13 protein-coding genes and 1 pseudogene are annotated in these 20,487 nt (G+C 46.8%); 5 read left to right on the plus strand and 9 right to left on the minus strand.

The window, feature by feature from the left end:
* Positions 1-218, minus strand: a pseudogene (locus tag QZZ36_RS10415) (1,4-beta-xylanase); the annotation flags it as partial.
* A gap of 702 nt (positions 219-920) precedes the next feature.
* Between QZZ36_RS10415 and QZZ36_RS10420 the strand changes: the two are divergent.
* Positions 921-4,058: a CotH kinase family protein gene (locus QZZ36_RS10420; RefSeq protein WP_295081184.1), complete on the plus strand. Its 3,138-nt coding sequence runs from the start codon at positions 921-923 to the stop codon at positions 4,056-4,058.
* 208 nt (positions 4,059-4,266) lie between these two features.
* Here QZZ36_RS10420 and QZZ36_RS10425 read toward each other — a convergent pair whose 3' ends face one another.
* Positions 4,267-4,740 carry a VanZ family protein gene (locus QZZ36_RS10425; RefSeq protein ID WP_295081186.1) on the minus strand — a complete coding sequence of 158 codons (474 nt, stop codon included), beginning with the start codon at positions 4,738-4,740 and terminating at the stop codon, positions 4,267-4,269.
* 436 nt (positions 4,741-5,176) lie between these two features.
* Between QZZ36_RS10425 and QZZ36_RS10430 the strand changes: the two genes are divergently transcribed.
* The gene (locus QZZ36_RS10430; RefSeq protein WP_295081188.1) at positions 5,177-8,143 is read left to right on the plus strand and encodes a glycoside hydrolase family 11 protein; all 2,967 of its coding nucleotides are present in this window, start codon (positions 5,177-5,179) and stop codon (positions 8,141-8,143) included.
* 227 nt (positions 8,144-8,370) lie between these two features.
* Here the strand turns inward: QZZ36_RS10430 and QZZ36_RS10435 are convergent, their stop codons facing one another.
* From QZZ36_RS10435 to QZZ36_RS10465, 7 genes are all read right to left on the minus strand, one after another.
* Entirely contained in the window at positions 8,371-10,380 is a 2,010-nt protein-coding gene (locus tag QZZ36_RS10435) for a dockerin type I repeat-containing protein (protein WP_295081190.1), read from the minus strand.
* Positions 10,367-10,921, minus strand: a complete 555-nt coding sequence (locus QZZ36_RS10440) for an RNA polymerase sigma factor (RefSeq protein ID WP_295081192.1) — start codon at positions 10,919-10,921, stop codon at positions 10,367-10,369. Before QZZ36_RS10440 ends, QZZ36_RS10435 begins: the two co-directional genes overlap by 14 nt.
* 290 nt (positions 10,922-11,211) lie before the next feature.
* Positions 11,212-12,306, minus strand: coding sequence for a hypothetical protein (locus tag QZZ36_RS10445; RefSeq protein WP_295081195.1), 1,095 nt, complete (start codon positions 12,304-12,306; stop codon positions 11,212-11,214).
* Position 12,307: 1 nt separating this feature from the next.
* Complete coding sequence (locus QZZ36_RS10450) at positions 12,308-14,647, minus strand: PEP/pyruvate-binding domain-containing protein (protein WP_295081197.1); 2,340 nt, start codon at positions 14,645-14,647, stop codon at positions 12,308-12,310.
* Positions 14,644-15,558 carry a UbiA family prenyltransferase gene (locus tag QZZ36_RS10455; RefSeq protein ID WP_295081200.1) on the minus strand — a complete coding sequence of 305 codons (915 nt, stop codon included), beginning with the start codon at positions 15,556-15,558 and terminating at the stop codon, positions 14,644-14,646. The genes QZZ36_RS10450 and QZZ36_RS10455 overlap by 4 nt, the downstream gene beginning before the upstream one ends.
* Before the next feature lie 15 nt (positions 15,559-15,573).
* Positions 15,574-16,170, minus strand: a complete 597-nt coding sequence (locus QZZ36_RS10460; protein ID WP_295081202.1) for a CDP-archaeol synthase — start codon at positions 16,168-16,170, stop codon at positions 15,574-15,576.
* The gene (locus tag QZZ36_RS10465; protein ID WP_295081204.1) at positions 16,167-16,532 is read right to left on the minus strand and encodes a diacylglycerol kinase; all 366 of its coding nucleotides are present in this window, start codon (positions 16,530-16,532) and stop codon (positions 16,167-16,169) included. Before QZZ36_RS10465 ends, QZZ36_RS10460 begins: the two co-directional genes overlap by 4 nt.
* Positions 16,533-16,829: 297 nt before the next feature.
* Here QZZ36_RS10465 and QZZ36_RS10470 point away from each other — a divergent pair, with 297 nt between their 5' ends.
* The 3 genes from QZZ36_RS10470 (at position 16,830) to QZZ36_RS10480 (ending at position 20,402) form a co-directional block, all read left to right on the plus strand.
* The gene (locus QZZ36_RS10470; RefSeq protein ID WP_295081206.1) at positions 16,830-17,810 is read left to right on the plus strand and encodes a glycosyltransferase family A protein; all 981 of its coding nucleotides are present in this window, start codon (positions 16,830-16,832) and stop codon (positions 17,808-17,810) included.
* A gap of 19 nt (positions 17,811-17,829) precedes the next feature.
* Positions 17,830-18,870, plus strand: a complete 1,041-nt coding sequence (locus QZZ36_RS10475; RefSeq protein ID WP_295081208.1) for a glycosyltransferase — start codon at positions 17,830-17,832, stop codon at positions 18,868-18,870.
* 227 nt (positions 18,871-19,097) lie between these two features.
* The gene (locus QZZ36_RS10480) at positions 19,098-20,402 is read left to right on the plus strand and encodes a glycoside hydrolase family 11 protein (RefSeq protein ID WP_295081210.1); all 1,305 of its coding nucleotides are present in this window, start codon (positions 19,098-19,100) and stop codon (positions 20,400-20,402) included.
* The last annotated feature ends 85 nt before the right edge of the window (positions 20,403-20,487 follow it).

Below are 20,487 nucleotides of genomic sequence, written 5' to 3' on the forward strand. Positions count from 1 at the left end.
AAGTTTTCAATATCGCTCCATGAGCAGGTAAAAGAGCCTGCGCCGGGATTCATTGAAACCTGACCCTGACCGTTCTGGTTCCACATTTCGTAGTCATAACCGCCGATGTTTCCTCGTGTCTGCTGGTCAGCAGCGGAAACAACTGCAGGTATGCTTGCCGCGATCACCATTGCGGAAACTGCGCCAGTGATGATCTTTCCGAATCTTTTCGATCTCACTTCGATCACTCCTTCTGAGTTAAATTTTAAGATTAAGTGATCCCTCAGAAAAATGAACGAGCTCGTATGTCTTTCTGTACATAATTATATTATTTAGCCTGTTTGTAATACAAGTCAAAAATTGCGATTGTTTCAAATTTTTGTCAGATATTGCGGTAAAGCTTCCTGCTGCTCATCGAAACACAGGCTTTTTACAGCCTATTCTACTGCGAATGCAAAGGAAACTGCAACAGGAACAACGAGTGCAAGAATTTACCAAAGCAGTCACCATGCTGATATATATTTTATACAAGACGTTTTCATTAAAATATATATTACGGTATAATGCGACAATTAAGCTGCTTTATCTTATTTCTTAATTTAAACTTAAAGAAAACTTGTTTAAGCACATTTCAGCAAAAATCATTTTGTCTGAGTATCATTTTGATCTCAACAGTACAAAATATTACAGAGCGTAGAAATGTCATAAAATATTATGCAAAATATATGATTATCAACTGCAAAAAACAGTGAAAAAACACTATTCTAACAATTACTGAAAAAATCCCATAAATGGCTTGAAATAGCCTTGTAAGTGTGTTATAATGATTAAGTTGCAAATAATAACATAAAACACCTGACAAACAAGCAGAAAAAGTCAGAACTTTATCTTAATTAACAAAGGAACTATGAGGGTGAATTCAATGGAATTTGGAGGAAGTAATGAGAAACACATCAAAAAGGCGTACCGTCGCAGGTATACTGTGCCTTGGTCTGGTATTCCGGACCGCCGCATACCTTCCGGCAAGTGCCGAAGGCAGCGCACAGGTAACTGTTAACGAGGTATGTCCGAAGAACACGGAAAATCAGGCAAACGACGGAAAATTTTACGACTGGATAGAACTTTACAACAGCAGTAAATCGGAAGCTGATATATCAGGGTGGGGACTTTCCGACAAAGATACAGAACCTTTCAAATATGCGTTCCCTTCAGGAACACATATCCCCGCTGAGGGCAGGCTGATAGTCTACTGTGACAGCGATGCCGCTCTCAATGACAGTAAAATCGCGCCATTCGGATTATCGTCATCGGGTGAGACGATAGTTCTTACAGACAAAAACGGCAATACAGCAAGTACGGTAACTTTCGGCGCACTTGCGTCCGATACTTCATACGGACAGTATCCTGACGGCAGCGGAGAATTCTATACGCTCAGATGCACTCCCGGTAAGGCAAACAGCGCACCTGAGGGCAGCGCTGCGGTGCATACTCCTGTTTTCTCACACGACAGCGGCTTCTATGACAGCGAATTCAAGCTTACGCTCACTGCTGACGAAGGCTGCGACATATATTACACAACGGACGGCAGTGATCCGGTATACGGCTCAAAGAAGTATACCGAGCCGCTTTCCATAAAGGATATGTCTGATACTCAGAACCGCCTCAGCGCTCGCACCGACATAGTACCTGACGGTGCCGAGGCTCCCCGTGAGAATGTGGACAAGGCAGCGTTGATCCGCGCAGTTGCCGTGGACAGTGAGGGACGCGCCAGTGAATATGTAACAAAGACATATTTCATAGGAAAAACCAATTCAGGATACAATAAGCAAATGAAGGTCGTTTCTCTCGTTACCGATCCCGCGAACCTCTTTGACGCTCAGAAGGGAATATACTGCCTCGGACGTGTCTATGAGGAGAACAGGGGAGGCGGCGACAGATGGGCGTGGGAAATACCTGCCAATTACAAGATGAGCGGCAGGGACTGGGAACGCCCGGCTATATTCACTATGTTCGAGAACGGTGAAAAGGTCATCGACCAGAACGTGGGTATCCGTATAAAAGGTGCTTTCTCAAGGGCGCTTCCCCAGAAGAGCTTCAATATCTATACCCGTAAGGACTACGGCCTGACTGAATTCGATTATGACTTCTTCTCAGGAAAGGCGGTCAAAGCCAAGAACGGAAAATCCATAAAGAAGTACGACGGCATCGTGCTCAGAAACGGCGGCAACGACAACACCGGCGCTTTCTTCCGCGACAGCATAAATCAGGGACTTGTCACTGACAGAGCTTTTGCGTCTCAGGCTACCACAGAGTGTATACTGTTCCTCGACGGTGAGTTCTGGGGCATCTATCAGATGATGGAAAAGATCAACAAGAGCTATCTCAGCGATCATTACGGCGTCAAGAAAAGCGATATCGCCATGATCGAGAACGGAAGTCTTGAAGAGGGCACGGAAAACGATCTCAGGGACTGGCGTGAGCTCTGCAACGGTGTGGCAAACGGAAATATATCCTTTGAGGAATTCTGCGGCAAGGTCGATCTGCAGGGCTTCATGGACTATTTCGCGGCTCAGATATACTGGGCGAACGCTGACTGGCCGCAGAACAACTACAGTGTATGGCGCTCTGATGTCATAGACGAGAGCAATCCCTATGCTGACGGCAAATGGAGAATGATACTCTTCGATACCGAATCAGGACAGGGACTCTACGGTACGGAGGACAAGGTCTTTTCTGCCGACTGCTACAGGCGTATACGCGAAAACGGCAGCCAGCTGGCAAGGCTGTTCAACGGTCTTCTGAATAATCCGAGCTTTAAGATGAAGTTCGCAAGGACAATGATGGATCTTGCAAACTATAACTTCAACACTGAAAGAACAAACAGCGTCATAAGCTTCTATAAGAACAAGTACAGACAGCAGGTAATGGATACCTTTGAGCGTTTCCATTCACACAGCCTGTCAGGTGAAAACGCCGGAAGACGCTTTGACGGTGATATGCAAACAGTGACCGAATTCTATGCGCAGCGCTATAGCTATGCTGAGCGCACTACGAGATCGGCTATGGGACTTTCCGCTGAGCCTCACAGGCTCACAGTCGTAAACTCCCCCGAAAACGGAAGTATACAGCTGAACACGCTCAGTCTCGGAAAAATAAACAGCTGGAGCGGCAAATACCATTCGGATTACGATATCCATCTTACAGCAGAGCCTGTGGAGGGAAAGACCTTCTCCCACTGGAACCTTAACGGCGCAACGCTCACAGGCGGAGATCAGAATTCGTCATCAATAAAGATCAGGATAGAGTCTGATGTCACAGTAGAAGCGGTTTACGGTTTTTCATCTCAGACGACCACGACCACTACTACTACGTCCAGGACAACGACCACCACATCAAAGACGACTACCACCACATCAAAGACAACAACGGCTTCAACGACAAAGACAACAGCCCCTGTAACGACTGTAACTACTACCGCTCCGAAACCGGGCATCAAGAAGCTCGGCAAGGTGATACAGGCTGAAAGCTTTGATTACAATTCCGGTACAGACAACGAGAACTGCTCAGAGGGCGGAATTGATGTAGCGTATATCGAAAACGGCGAGTATATCGGCTACAAGGATATCGACCTCTCCGGCACAAGGAAGATAGACTTCCGTATCGGTTCAAACGGTGCAAAGGCAGTGCTTGAGATAAGGATCGACAATCCCGGCGGCAAGGTCATCGGTAAAATGGATATCCAGAGCTCAGGAGGCTGGCAGACATGGAACACCCAGACCTGCAATATAGAGGAGACCAGCGGAAAGCACGATGTATACTTTGTATTCAGCGGCGGCGAAGGCTACCTCTACAACGTGAACTGGTGGAGAGCGGACAATCCTGTCAGGGACTACATCATAGGAGACCTGAACGGAGACGGAAAGATCGACGTATATGACCTCTGTGCCATGAAAAAGGCGGTTCTTTCCGGAGAGACAGAGTCTTTCGGATCGGCTGACATAAATGGCGATGACGTTGTAAACAGCGATGATCTTTCACTGCTGAAAAAATTCATCATGGGCGAGATCAAGTCGTTCTGAACAAAATGATACCTGAAAGACACAATAACAAAAACAAACAATAATAAAAACAAACAACACCCGGACTTTTTCTGCTTGCAATATATCAGGGACCGTCTTTCGTATGAGCCGTGAAGGCTTATACGGGACGGTCCCTGTTCTGATTACAAAAAGCGCTCCCTGCACTGTAAGTACAGGGAGCGCTTGAGTTTACGCATATTTATTTCTGTTAATAATCCGTATCATTTTCATTTCTTGTGAGTCTGTCGCTTATGATCATATAAACAAGGCAGCCTGCGCAGGCACCGAGAGTGTTATGCATAAGATCATCTGATTCAAACAGGCCTCTTCCGGTATAATACTGAGTGAACTCGATGAAAAACGAGAAAAAGAATCCGACGATCAGGGCTGAACCTAAACTTCTGAATCTGTCCGACATTATCGGCAGCAGGAATCCGAGTGGGAACAGCATTATAAGATTACCGCCTATCTGACCTGTCCAGTAGGTGAATTCGCCGCTTCTCACCATTGTGCGTACCTCCCATAAAGGTCTGAGTACATGACGGTGCAGGCCGGGCGTCCTGTCGAGAAGAGTTATATCCAGTACGCAATACAGATATATGAGCAGAGTAAGTGTGCATATCCCCTTTACGATCAGCTCGGAGCGGCTGACGTTTTTCAGCTTGTAAAAAAATTTCGGCACGATACTCCCACCTTTCCTGTTTTTGCTTTCCATATAATAGTATACCATAATGACGGCAAAAATGCAAGCAGATGCACTTTTTATCACAGAAGTTTCACGGAACATTTCAGCTCAGTCTTTTCTTGCTGTTCCCGTCACAGGCTGCTGCTGAACGGCAATAAAGTTTCCGCACCGGTTATTCGCTGAAAACAGCATTTATTTACTTCCGGAGAGGCTGCTGTTCGTTTTGCAATTATTGCCTTTGTTTGAACATTTATTGCTTTTTTTGTGTTTAATCTTTACAAATCTTTGATTACGGTGTATAATATATGTAAAATATGATAGGTTATGATGGGGATGATATCCCACTTTAACTAAAAGGAGGAATGAGAGGGCAGAATATCAAAAAACATAAACAAGAGGCAAAAACACACATAAAACTAAGGAGTTGAGAATTTTGAGATTAAAAACACTAAAAAGAGCGATCAGCGGAACAGTATCAGCATTGATGCTCGCAACAGGAATACCCTCTATTCCGGTAGCAATTGCTGCTGACCAGCAGACCAGAGGAAACATCGGCGGTTATGACTATGAGATGTGGAATCAGAACGGAACGGGCAATGCCCAGATGAACCCCAGCGCAGGTTCATTCACTTGCTCATGGAGCAATATCGAAAACTTCCTTGCACGTATGGGCAAGAACTTCGACAGCCAGAAGAAGCCTTACACAGCTTTCGGAAACATCGTATTAACATATGATGTAGAGTATACACCAAGAGGAAACTCATATATGTGTGTATACGGCTGGACAAGGAATCCTCTTATGGAGTATTACATAGTTGAAGGCTGGGGCGACTGGCGTCCGCCCGGAGACGGAGCGGAAAGAAAGGGCTCTGTAACGCTCAACGGAAATACATATGATATCGCAAAGACAATGCGTTACAATCAGCCATCACTTGACGGAACAGCAACATTCCCTCAGTACTGGAGCATCCGTCAGACAAGCGGCTCAAGGAACAACACCCAGAACAATATGAGCGGAACTATCGACGTATCAAAGCACTTTGACGCGTGGTCAAAGGCAGGACTTGATATGTCAGGTACTCTCTATGAGGTATCACTCAATATCGAGGGCTACAGATCCAACGGTTCTGCGAACGTAAAGAAGGTAACAGTTACAACAGGCTCCAATCCCGATCCTGAGGAAGAGACGACCACACAGCCTGTTGTACAGTCCGAGCCTGACGAGGATGGCTACTGGTTCCACGATACATTCGAGAGCGGCGCAGGCAGCTGGTCCGGCAGAGGCGCGGCTTCTGTTGAGGCAAGCGGCAGCAATAAGTATGCAGGCAGCAAGTCACTTGCTGTTACCGGCAGAACAAACTCATGGAACGGTGCGAGCCTCGCGCTTGGCAGTGCTTTCAAGGCAGGTGAGGAGTACAGCTTCTCCGTAAACGCTTGTTATACAGAGGGCTCTTCCGAGTCTCAGGAGTTCAAGCTTTCACTCCAGTATTCTGACGGTTCATCAACAAAGTACGATCAGATCGCACTTGCTTCAGCACCTAAGGGCGAGTGGGTACAGCTGGCAAATACAAGCTATAAGATACCTTCCGGCGCTTCTGATCTTCAGATCTATGTTGAGACTACAGACACCACCGAGAATGTTGACTTCTATATCGACGAGGCTATCGGAGCTCCCAAGGGCACAGAAGTAGACGGCGCAGGCCAGCCCAAGGTACGCAAGGTAACACCCGGCGACCTCAACTTCGATGAGCAGATCGATGCCCTTGACATGATAGTTGCAAGAAAAGGCCTTATCGCAGGCGGCTTCACTGATTCAATGACCCAGAAGGCAGCCGACGTTGACCAGAGCAAGGAATTCGACATAACAGACCTTGTATGCATACAGGAATTTATTCTTGGCAAGATCAAGGAATTCCCTGTAAACAAGCCGGCAGGTCCCGATGTTGACCTCTCCGCACTTGCAAGCAAGTTCGGCAGCGTATCACTGGCAGAGTCATGGAAGAAGGACAATGAGAACAATCCTCTTACCACACAGCGTTTCGGCGCAGACCCCGGCTGGATGGTATATGACGGCAGACTCTATATCTACACAACGAATGACGCATTTGAATACAACGGAAATACTATACAGGAGAACTCCTACGATGTTGGTACTATCAACTGTATCTCATCTGCTGACCTCGTTAACTGGACAGACCACGGCGCTATCCCGGTAGCAGGCAGAAACGGCAGAACAAAGAACGGTGCTGCAAGCTGGGCATCATGCTCATGGGCACCTGACGCTGCATGGAAGATGATCGACGGCAAGCCTAAGTTCTTCCTCTACTTCGCTAACAGCGGCGGCGGTATCGGCGTACTTACAGCCGACAGCCCGACAGGTCCTTGGAAGGATCCTCTCGGCCACGCACTTATTACAGGTCAGTCACCTAACTGCTCAGACGTTGTATGGATGTTCGACCCCGGCGTATACTACGACGAGGCTACAGACGAAGCATACATCTTCTTCGGCGGCGGTGTTGAGAACAGAGACGTTTCCAACCCGAAGACAGGCCGTGTTGCAAAGCTCGGCAAGGACATGATCTCACTGGACGGCAATCCTCAGACAATGCAGACGCCTTATCTCTTTGAGGACTCCAGCGTTATCAAGATAGGCAACACATGGTACTACTCATACTGTGCTAACTGGAATGTTCCCAACGGCACGAATATCAACGGCGTAGGCTTCGGCAACGCAGATATCCTTTACATGACCTCGACCAATCCTCTCGGACCTTGGACATCGAGCCAGCTCAAGGGCAACGTATTCAAGAACACAGGAACACAGGGTATCGACAACGGCGGTAACAACCACCACTCGATAATCTTCTTCAAGGATAAGTACTACGTAGCATACCACTCACGTCAGCAGGAGATGCGTATGAACGGCGGCAAGGACAGAAACTACCGTTCAACTCAGCTCAATGAGTGTACTTACAACTCATCTAACGGCACACTTAGCGCAAGAGGCGATATGACCGGCGTTAAGCAGATCGAGAACCTTGATCCTACAAAGACAGTACGCGCAGCTACAATGGCTAACGAGTCTAAGGGCATAAGCGTATCAGGTGTAGGCGACACAACAGTAGAGTTCAAGAAGGGCGAATGGGCTAAGGTAAGCAAGGTAGACTTCTCCAATGTCAAGGACGGAGTGCTTACAGCCAAGGCTTCTTCAAAGAACGGCGCTATCATCAAGGTAACAGCCGGTTCAAGAACAGGCGACGCTATCAGCTATATCGAGATACCTGCAGGCGGCTCTATGACAGAGATCGAGACAGTGCTTGCGGATATTCCGGGCAGCGCAACTGACATTTACTTCATCGCAAACGGTGATCTCAGCTTTGACAGCTGGACAATGTCATAATTCTTTTCGATGTTGATCTGTGCGGTGCATCTGCACAAAGCGCCGCACAGATTGATATAATTCCAAAAACAGAATTGTAAGGGACAAATCAGAACAGGAAAGCCGTGCTTAGGCAGCACGGCTTTCTTGTTTTTTATATTTGGGAAGGTATACTCTAAAAAATGTGGCAGCCGGTTCAGGCGGCTGCCCATTTATGTAATGAGGAGTAAAAAACTTATTCGGATATATCAGCCTTTGTCGTGACCGATATTGAGCAGGTAGTTCTGTATAGCCAGAACATCTGTAAGTGTGATACCGTTGACTTTTCCGTCAATATCGCCGTTCAGGCGGCCGTTCTCCGAGATCTGGTACTTGTTCGGATTTGACAGGTACTGCATTATAAGTACAGCGTCCGCCATATCGATACTGCCGTCGCAGTTTACATCGCCGCTTATGAGATCAGGGCTGATGTCGGAGTCTGTATTGCCTGAAGGAATGCTTGCAGAATCGTCTTCACTGAGGAGAACATATATCTGAGCGAAGAATATATCATAGATATCGCCGCTGATGCCGTTCTGATTGAAGTCACATTCTGTGCTGATATGTTTCCACACATCGGCAGGCATTTTCACTGATTTTTCGTCATGCTCCGCCGCGACTTCAAATATATAAGCTCCGGCGAGGTCGTAGTCCTTATGGTCAACATTACCGTCCATATTGAGATCAGGAGCAGACTGTCTGCCGGAAAGGACATTTTCATAGTATGTCCTGAAACCGCTCTCGAACAATTCGTTATCGAATTTGAAATAGCTGTTCTCTTCGGGGATAATACCTATATCCTCAGCGCTGCTGCGGAGGTTGTCTCCGATGGAGTATTCACCGGCGTATTTAACGATATCTTCGTAGTAATCGTTATTGAAGTATTCCGGCATAAGGATCATATGAGAAGCGAAGTATTTTTCAAGACCTGATATGAAGGTCGATACCTCATAGGCGTTGTCGTAATATACGAAAGGTCTTGCGTAGAAAACCTTGTCGCAGTTCTTTCTGATATTGTCCGGAAGCTCGATGACGTGAGGACGCGGAGCTGTTGTAAATCCGCCTTCCACGGGAACAACGTAGTTGTCGAGGTAATTGTCGCCGTTGATCTTGAGGTATGTGAAGTCGGTTATATCCACAGCGCCGTCTTCGTTAACGTCGAGGTCTGTGATGTTCTGATCGACCATATCCTCGATAATGTACTGATCTATCCTCAGCTGGTGGGAGAGATCGCTCACCATTCTTGCGAACGAGGTCTCGTTGCTGTCATAGATCATCGGAAGATTTATGCTTCCGCTGAATGACGGGTCGTAGGTTTTCGGGTGGACGTCGCTGTAGCGTATCCTGTTGTTCAGGAGATAATTGCATATAAGGATATATGAGTCATCGTAGCCGATCCTGCCGTCGCTGTTGTAGTCGGCATTGCGGGAGATGCCCGCATTTATTTCATCAGGGATACATATCCCGTTGTCCGTATCATCTTTCTCGTCCGCTGCCATGCAGTAGAGAGAGAGCAGATAGCAGTCTGTAAGATCGGAACTGCCGTCCTTGTTAAGATCGGTCACGAGATCGTTCCGCAGGATATTTTCGATACCGTTTTTCTGTTTCGGATACCTGTCGCTATTCACATGATAATCGAAGTCGGTATTTGTGAAAACAGTAGACATTGAAGCCGTAAGAGCTGACAGGAACGCAGGGATCCTGTGCATATCCATTCGCTCTTCATGGAGTGACACGCCGGACTGCGTGACTGTTGTTGTCACAGACGGTACAGTCACACGTCCTGAAGATGTTACGGCGTTGTTTTTGCTCGCTGTATCGGAACTCTCATTGTTTTTTAAAGTGACAGTGCAGAAAGCGTCGGACTCAGCCGAGCTTGTCACTATATTTTCATTTGCCCGTTTACGGGTATTTTCCGCAGCAGCCTCAGACAACGCCGTTGTGATCTTTGCAGTGTCGTTTGAGTTATATGTGGTTGTTATGCTCTCATTGTCAGAACTGAAAGTGGTAGTTACAGCAGGCGGGATATCCGTGATATCGGACGGAGCAAGGATGTTCCTATCATGCCTTGCAAGACCAGTACCTATCACGGCGGCAGCGCAGCAACCGGCAGCTGCGGCAGCACAGCGCTTAAAGATAATAGCTCTGCGTCTGTCTCTGGCTATCTGTTCGTCACGCCGTCTGAGAATGTTTTTAGTAACTTCATCATAGTCCCGCATACGTAATTCCCTCCTTTTCAAGTTCAACTTTGAGAGCTCGTTTGGCTTGGTATAAAAGGTTAGTGATCTGGCGATTGCTTTTTTTCATGATGATCGCCGTTTCTGCGTTTGAAAAGCCCTCAAGATAGATCAGGCACACCACCTGACGGTATTCGTCCCTGAGCTTTGAGATCGCTCTGTGTATTATGATCTTTCGTTCTTCGGTAATATACTGTTCTTCGACATCCATACTGTCCGAAAGATCTGTACATTCCTCAACGGATACCGTAGTGAAGCCCTTGCGTTTCCTCAGACTGTCAATAGCAAGGTTCCTTGCAATGGAATAGAGCCAGGTTTTGAAAGAGCTCTTTCCGTTGTATCTGGGCTTTTTATAAGCCAGTCTGAAGAAAGTTTCCTCCATCAGTTCTTCAGCTTCTGAAAGGTTATTGGTAAAGCTGTTCAGAAATACAGTGAGCCCGTCCATGTATTCGCGGACAAGTTCGCCCATAGCGGAATCATCACCGGAAAGATAACGGCTGTAGATATTTGCACCATTATCCATGACAGGCTCCTTTCCGAAAATTTCGCCTTCCAATATATTAGACGAAGAAATTTTCTGATTATCTTAGACTTTTCAGAAATTTTTCTGAAAAATTTTGTTTGCAATGCCAAACGATCCCTGACCACGATCTTTTATGCTGCGGATTTGCTCATACTATGTCATAATAATTATACCATGAAATGCGTCAGAAATCAACGTCTGCCGTGAAAAAAGCCAGAGCTCCCAGACCGCCGGGATGGGTACGAAAAAAAAGCTGTCCTTTGAGCAGTGCACATAAGACAGCTTATTATTCAATTCTCAGCTTTCAGCCGGGATATCTCCCTGCTGTAGAGCCGGTAAGTATATTTTTCCGTGACGAGCTTGCTGAAATAGCTTCCGTTCACCTTGCCTGCGCGTATGAGAGCGCCGACAGAATCCGCGCCGTTGACGGCGAGGGTACGGCACAGCTCGTCGGTAAGGGCTTTGCCGAGCCCCTTGTGCTCAGGCTTGATGCCGAGATATAGCAGAATGTAACGCCTGCATTTTTTCTTTGTACGGAGTATCCGCAGCAGCTTTGAGGGCGTGAGACTTCCTCTTGCGGCATTGCCGATATCGGGTATCGACACGAAGAATCCCACAGCTTCTCCTTTGAAGTATGCCATTTTGACCATTGAGAAGTCGGCGATATGCTTCAGCGGAGAGTAAAGCGCCGTGAATTCCTCCTCAGTAATTGGACTGAAGGTCTGAAAGTCGCTGTAAAGCTCCATTATTAGCCTGTATATCTCGCTGAGTACGCAGCTGAAAGTGCTGCGGTCAGGGCTTTTCAGCTCATAGCCCTTCTGTATGAACTGCGGCAGACGCCTGCTGAATTTACCGTCCCTGTACTCCTCCGGTATCCTGCCGAACTGATTTGATATATACTCGCCGCAGCAGCTGAACCTGCAGTTTTCAAGGAGACCGGCATAGTAGTCGGGATTGTAGGGTTCGCCGGTGTAGGGAGCCCCGAAATTGTCTGTCTTTAGCCTGTATCTTATCCAGAAAGAGCAGTCCACAGGGCCAACGAGGGAATCCTTTCCCTCAATGACCGCGATGCTTTCGGCGCAGTCCAGGAGTTTCTCTGCGGCATCGCTGTCGTTTATGCATTCGAAGAATCCGAAGTAAGCGCAGGAGCGGTCCGGATATATGGTCACGGCGCATCGTCCGGCAGTCTGACCGTTTTCGTCTTTCACGATAACAGGGAACACTTTGAAATACCTGCTAAGGATATGCCTGCCTCGCAGCAGAGCCGTCTCCTCGGACTTGTCCTGCATGAGCTCCTTTTTCTTGTATATTTTTGCCGGCAGCGAAAGAAACTCAGATAGTTCCTTTCTGTTGTCCGCGTGGATTATTTTTGCGGTATATTTCATGTTATATCGCCTCATTCATAGTTATCCTGCGTTCAATGACAGTGACCGTGCCCGTGGAACCGTTTATATGCACCCTGTCGCCGTTCCTTACTGATGAGAAAAGCTCTTTCACTCCGACCACAGCGGGCTTTTTCAGTTCACGTGAGATAATAGCGGTATGAGAAAGCAGAGAGCCTCTTTCCGAAACTATCCCTGCCGACCTGCTGAGCAGGAATACCCAGCCGGGGTCTGTCATTTTAGCGACGATTATCTTGCCGTCGCTGTCAAGGTCGGGAGTGAGCTTGTCCACGACGAGGACCTCGCCCTCAGCGTCACCTGAGGAGCAGGGTATCCCCCTGAGGGTATCCCTGCTGACCGCGCTGCCTGCTGAAGCTTCGGCAAGCTGCTTGTCAACGGGCTCGCCGGTAAAGACGAGTCTTGAATACAGCGGCAGCTTTTCAAAGCCCCTGTAGGTCTCACGGCGCTTTTCCACAAGCTCCCTGAGCTCCATATCCCTGTGTTTTACCGCTTCAAACAGCTCCCCGAACCTGAGATAGTAGATATCCTCGGCATTGCCGAGACGACCCTGAGCGCGGAGAGCCTCAGCGGTCTTGTTGATGATCTCACGCACCAGCCCGAATATCCTTCCTCTTGACATACGGGAGCTTTCCCGCAGTTTTATTCCGGCAGCTGCCCGTTTTGCGAACATTTCCGTGAGTAAGCCATGCTCAGGCAGCTTTTCGGTGTTTGACGTTTCACATTCAGCGGCGCTTACGATATTTTCCGCAAGCAGATAAGGCTTCATGCGGTAGGTAACTGTTTCAAGCTTCAGCTCTTCCGGGCATCTGTCGCCGTAGAGCTTGATATACTGTGATATGAGCCTTGCGCCGCTGCTGCACTTTTTAAGTGCCCGTTCAAAGCTCTCCTCGTCTCTTACTGAGCGGAGGTCTTCGAGAGCGCCGCTCTCTGTGAAGCACTTCTTTATATCCGCCAGCATTTTCACGGGCTTCATGCTTTCGATATCCCGGCTGCCCGCTATAAAGAGATTTGTCAGCTCCGGACCCTCCTCGCCGTACTTCCTTGTAAGGCACTTTTTGAGCAGCCCCGTAAAGATAAAGGTATACAGGTCGTTCACAAGAGTTATGTCCCAGTGCTCAGCCAGCTCGTCCCTGAGACCTTCGTACAGTTCAAGGAGAGCCTCCGGGTCATCGGCAGCGGCTATGGCGTCCGAATATTTTTTATAGACATCGCCGAAGTATTCCTCCAGCTCCTTCATGTTCCTGCGGTTTGCGGAGAGGAGCTGAAAGAATGAAGCCGTTACCCTCAGCTTGGTCATTAATCCCGCTTTTTCATTGCTGTGAGTGACTTCCTTATCCCTTACGCCCAGCATTTCCTGCCATACGGGTATTATCTTCCGGCTGAACGGGAGCAGGGTGATTATATCGTACCAGTTGCTTATGCGGTAGTATATCCTTCCGTTTGCGCAATCGGTCATCTTCCGCAGTGAAGCGTCAATGCGCTCGGCAGTGCCGTCGTTTTTGGCAGCTCTTTTCACGCAGCTCCTGAACACCTGATAGTATACCTCGCTGACGAAGCTTACCGTCATTGGCAGGGAGATACCGGGATAGCTCTCGGAGATATTGCTGCTGTCAAGGACGGTCACTGCTTCATCTGAGAGAGAGGTCACAGGTCTTGCCTGCAAAACGTATATCTTTCCGTCACTGACTGCGAACTCTATATCCTGACGTTTGCCGAAGATACCGCATATCTTTTTTGATATATCAATGAGCTCCTTTAGCTGTTCATCGGTGAGAAGGGGAGAATCGTTCTGTCTCTCATAGCAGTAGAGATCGTCGGTGGTATTGTAATAGTAGTGCGTAACGTCCGTCCTGTCCTCCACCACATTGCAGCCGAGACCTCTTCCCACGACGATCACCGTCTCGTTGAGAATGCCCTGAGGGTTGGCGGTAAAGATGACGCCTGAGAGCTCCGACGCTACCATTTTCTGTATTATCACCGTTATATGCGTATCCTCCGGGTCTTTGCCCATACTTATCATGTACTCCTCAGCCGTTTCTGCGGAAGCGAGACATTTCGCAGTGTATTTTTCCAGTTCTGTACCTTTTATGTTAAGGCAGGTGCTGAACTGTCCCGCAAACGACATTGAAGCGCCGTCCTCGCAGTCCGCCGAGGAGCGTACCGAGTAAAGCCCGTTTCTGTCGAAAGGGAAGTCCCTGAGGCTGTCTGCGCTCTGAACACAGACCAGCTCCGGGACATTGAGACCGTTCTCACGCATGATGAAAAGTCTCTGCGCCTTTGTGCCGGTTTTGTATTCCCTGAAATTATTCTCTGTTATCATCATATCATTTTAAACCCGAATCTCTGTGAGGCGATATAGCCTGCAACTGTAGCGAGCATAATGCTCTCCTGTATGTATGTGTATTTTTCCACCTTGTCAACGAGCCTGAACTTTTCCGGCTCGTCCATGAACTCCACGAACTTATAGGTCATCCATGCGGTATTTATGAGCAGAGCTGCCACGGATAACATACTGAGCCTGTACACAAGGAGTATATTCGTTACAATATCAACTATAGTGAGAATGAGTACGAATCTTACCGGCTTTTTGTAGCCGAAGAGCTTTGAGTAGGTAACGTATTCCGTTTCGTCCTTTGGAGCTCTTATCTTTCTTGATATCTCCCAGATAAGCGCCGGGAAATAGAGGGTCATCATCGCGAGGAAGTTTGTGAGAGTAAACGCGGAAAGACCGTACTTTATGCAGGTGAAGGAAATGATATAGATATTCAGTATCATCTGCACCGGATTATGTGTCACCAGCGCCAGCGGCAGACTTTTCTGTATCTTCTTTTTCTGGAAGAACCACAGCGACATGAGAGTGCCGTAGATATAAAGGAACAGGAAGAACAGGAAGTTATTGAGAAAAACGAAGTTGAGCAGTACAGTTACCGCTATAAGCGATGTGATAAATATTGCGAGGTCCTTTTTTGTAACTCTTCCCGAGGGGAGGGGACGGTGTGAAAAGAGGCGGCAGTCCAGCTCATAGTCCTTGAAGTCGTCCGCTATCCTGAGCCAGCACAGAAAGCTGAACACAGTGAAGCCGCCTATGAATTCGGCTAATGATATCCTGAAATCCGTGACTCCGTTATTGAGCAGTACGATGAAGTATATCTCACCGAAAACAATAAAACCGAGAATGAGCCGCGGCAGGAGCGGATACATTTCCTTAAAGTAGATATCGAGTCGTTTCAACATGGTAGTTACCCCCCCTTAGATGTTGCGGCGTATCCTGATAGCATAAAGTATCAGGTTTACAGCCGAATGTGTAAAAAATCCCACAAGAATGTAAAGCCAGTACTGAGCGAAGCTGACGGGGCAGAGAAGACTGAGGCAGAGGACTACTCCGAGGAGTGAGTCGATCTGGTCGATTATATAAAATAATGCGCCTCTAATGCCCTTGTCCGTTTTTCCTGCTGCAATGCCGAGCCTGCGCTTTATGAAGCTGTTCGGCAGCTCAAAGAGAGCGTAAGCCAGTCCGAAGAGCAGTCCTGCGCCGAGATTTACCGCAGGGCTGCTGCCGTGAGCGGCGATGAACTGGTTCTTTTCCGCCAGAGCGGGTACAGAACAGCATACCGCTGTCCAGATCACCTGAGATATGCCGCCGAAGGCGACCATTCCCCAGAATCCCTTCCAGGTCTTGTTGTCACCGAAGAGCCGCCTGCTGTCGTTAAGGCATAACCCTCTGTCGATGGGCTTGTTCAGACCACTGCATACCGGCAGCTTCACGAATATCATGTTCAGCACACCTGCGAATATCACTGACATCAGCGTTGCATAGATCTGTGCTATTTCAGAAGCAAGTCTCATTTTATCAGCGCCAGAGCTTTTGGTATGAGTATGACAGCTTCAGATGCGAAGAAAGCCGCGGATATTATAAGGACTCCGCCTGCAGCCGCGTCTTTGATGAAGCGGTTCTTTTCGCTGATGGTATCATCATATGTATCGATAACACGTTCAATGGCTGTGTTCAGGAACTCTGCCGAAAAAGTGGCTGTAACCAGCGCAAAGAATACGATATACTCCCATACCGCGCAGCGTAGCAGGATATTGAGTATAAGCATGAAAAGGGCGATAGCCGTGTACTCCATGAAGTTCCTTTCGTTTTTATAACATTCTGCGATACCGTGGGCAGCGCATCTTATGCTCTGAAAGATATTTTTGTTTTTCATAAAAGCACCTCCAAAGTGTTTGTCGTTGATTATATTATATTTATCCGGTGCTTCTTTCTCAAGTAATGAATGTCACTTTCTCGGTGACAATTGTCACTTTTTACCCACAGTGAAAAATGATACTGATATCTTACCTGTATATGCGCAGGCTGTTTCGCTTGATTTTTAATGAGCATTGTGGTATACTTAAAAAGTATTATAAATATCCGATTGCGCATGATACAGCTTTTTGCGGCGAAGCTATTGACCAATATTCACTTATGGCAGCCGGAAAAAGCTGACAAGGAGGAAATGATAATGGATTCACAGAAAAAAGCGGTAAACTACGATCCCGGTGTGGAAAAACCTCTGGTATCGGCAGTTATAACTACACATAACAGGATTGATATGCTCAGAAGAGCGATCGGCAGTGTATTATCGCAGGATTACGAAAATCTGGAGCTCGTTGTTGTTGACGATGCTTCATCTGACGATACACAGGAATATATGGAAGCGCTTTCAAAGAAGGATAAACGTGTGAACTATGTCAGGATATCTCCGGAGGATACAAAAGGAGCCAATTATGCAAGGAATACTGGTATAAAAGTGGCAAATGGCGACTTTGTTGCATTTCTTGATGATGATGATGAGTGGCTCCCCAGAAAGGTGAGTGAACAGGTAGCTTTTTTCAGAAGACATCCGGATCATGGAGCCGTATCAGCGGACTGGATAAATGTGTACTGCTTTGAGAAAAAGACATATCAATTCAGGAAGCGCTATACATTCAACCGCGGAAAGAACGAGTATTTCATTACTCCTTATCTGGGCATTACCAGCGGATTGATGGTAAAGAAAAGTGTTCTGGAAAAAGTAGGCGGATTTGATGAAAAGCTGCCGCGAATACACGAGGTGGAACTGGAATACAGGATATGCATGAATTATAAAGCAGGTCATATAAGCAAGCCTCTGTTCAGGTATTATCATTATTTCAACAAAAAAAGCATTTCAAGCAATGTTGACAGTTACATCAAAGCTTTTGAAATGATAAAAGAAAAATATTCTGATGAAATATCACAGTTTACTGAGCAGCAGAAAAAACGGTTCTATGCTGTAGCTATCAAAGAGACAGCTTACAGGTATCTGATAAGCGGTGATAAAAAAATGTACCGGAAAACGATCTCACCGCATCTCAGACTTTACGGAATAACGGAAAGAGCAGTTTATTATTGTTCATATTTCTGTGATTATGATACATTTATAAGGGTAAAAGCATTTCTGAAGAATATGCTTGGAAAATAAAAAAGGGGAATAAATAACCATGCCGGCAGTTAATAGTTTGATTTCGGTTGTTGTACCGGTATATAATGTTGAAAAATATCTCCGTGAAAGTGTTGAAAGTATTCTTGCACAGACATATAAGGAGCTGGAGATCATTCTTGTAGATGACGGTTCTGCTGATGAAAGCGGAAAAATATGTGATGAATATGCGTCTGCGGACAACAGGATCACAGTTATCCATAAAGAGAACGGCGGACTGTCTGATGCAAGGAATACCGGCTTGAAAAATTCTCATGGAAAGTATATATATTTTTTGGACAGCGATGATTTTCTGAGAGCGGATGCACTTGAAAAGCTGGTATGCTTTGCGGAACGGCTGCATTTACAGATCGTTTTTTTTGATGGAACAAATATTTATGAAATTGAAGAAAATGAGCACAGGCGTGATAAATTTGAAAGGCTCCGCGATCACGGAGTTGGATCCGGACCGGCAATGCTTCTGCGTCTTGACAATTACAATGAATATGCAAGCTGTGTTCCGATGCTTTTCCTGAGGTCAGATTATATTGCTGAGAATAAGCTTCACTTTTACAAAGGTATCATGCATGAGGATGAGCTTTTTACAGCTGCTGCCTTTGTGAAAGCCGGAAGAGTCGGACATTTGCATGAACCGCTGTACATAAGGAGAGTTCGTGAAGGCTCAATAATGACAGGAAAGAACTATACAAGGAGCTTTAAAGGCTTTTATGTGTGTACCGTTGAGCTTATCAGGATACTTGACAGTTATCGGGAGATGTGTCCCGGAAAAAGGGCATTGTATGAAAAGACCGCAGAGATCGCAAACTGCGCTCTCATTATGTATGCGATGCTCACAGGAAAGGAAAGAAAAGAGCACAGGAAATACTATGATGCCTTGCGCAGACAGATAATAAAGCATGATTATTTCCGCAGCAGGAAGCTGAAGCTCAAACTTCCTTTTTTTGGCTTGTATATAAAATATATGTCGATTAAATGCGCGGTTAAAGGGATGATAAGATCATTGAGCTGCAAAAAGGCAAAAGCATCAGATAAAAAAACATAATGATACTTTCACTACTTAAAGAACGATCGCATCTGCCAATTATTGCGGTCGGGGATTTCAGCTTTTTACTGATGAAAACTGAGGACATTCAAACAAATTAAACGCAATATTCGATTAGGCTATCGCAAAAAATGACTTGTAAAATTTTTTGTATATGATACAATCAAATTATAGCTATGACTTTATGCGGTCAGGCAATATGAACAGAAACGGAGGACAAAGACCGGATGATAAAAGGTTTTATCAAAAAACTTTCGGCACTGACGGCTGCTGTGTGTATGATAAGCATATCCGCGGGATGCAGCAGTACAAACAGTAATTCCGATGGAAAAACTTCAGCAAAAGAAGCAGAAAAGAGTAAAGCGCTTGTATTTACCGAGAATGTAACTGACACCGCTGACGGCTATGATTACGAGCTGTGGAAGGACAACGGAGATACCACGTTCACCGTTGAGCCCGGCGGCGGCAACTTCTCCTGCGCGTGGAGCAATATCAACAACGCTCTGTTCAGACGCGGAAAGAAGTACGACTGCACCCAGACCTACGATGAAATGGGAAATATATCGATCGATTACGGTGTAGATTATCAGCCTGACGGAAATTCGTATATGTGCGTTTACGGCTGGACAAGAGAGCCTCTTATAGAGTATTATATAGTAGAATCATGGGGAACATGGCGTCCGCCCGGAGCACCTATGGCGCTGGGCACAGTAAAGGTAGACGGCGCGGTATATGATATCTACAAGACCACAAGAGTTGAACAGCCTTCCATAGATGATATCCAGACCTTTGACCAGTACTGGAGCGTAAGGCAGGAAAAGCCGAAGCCCAACGGTACGAAGATAGAGGGTACCATATCCGTATCCAAGCACTTTGACGCATGGAAGAAGTGCGGGCTCGAACTTGGCAAGATGTACGAGGTAGCTCTCAATATTGAGGGATACCAGTCGCAGGGCAAGGCGACCATCTACAAAAACGAGCTCAGGGTAGAGGGAACATACGCCGAAGCTGATGATATCGAAGTCGATGTGGACAATGATGCGATAGCAAAGATGAACTCCGTTGACAACAGCACTCCAGAGGAAGTAGGCTATTTTGAGATCGGTTTTGAAAAGGGCGTTGAGAACTGGATAACAAGAGGCGGACCTCTTGTAACAGTTGACAAGGAGAACGCTTTTGCGGGCAAGCAGTGCCTGGCGGTAAGCGGAAGGACCGATAACTGGAACGGTGCGGCGATAATGCTCAGCAGTGATACCTACAAGCCCGGCGAGGCATACAGTTTCAAGGCGAAGGTAATGCAGAACAGCGGCGAAGAGGTCACGATGAAGATGACCATGCAGTACAATATGGACGGCGAGAAGTATGACGAGGTGGCGCTTGCCCCTGCAAAGAGCGGCGAGTGGATAACCCTTGAGAATCCCGCATACGTTATCCCGGAGGGGGCTGAGAAGCTCCAGCTTTATATCGAGTCACCCGACAGTCTTACAGACTTTTATGTAGACGAAGTATCGGGCGGCGCAAAGCAGGATTAATTTCCGGCTGCTGAAAAAAACAAAGTCATAGTATTTCATATCGTGAAATACTATGACTTTTTTATATTCTGTCGTTTCAGCCATA

It is taken from the genome of Ruminococcus sp. (assembly GCF_016287535.1).
Lineage (GTDB): Bacteria > Bacillota > Clostridia > Oscillospirales > Ruminococcaceae > Ruminococcus.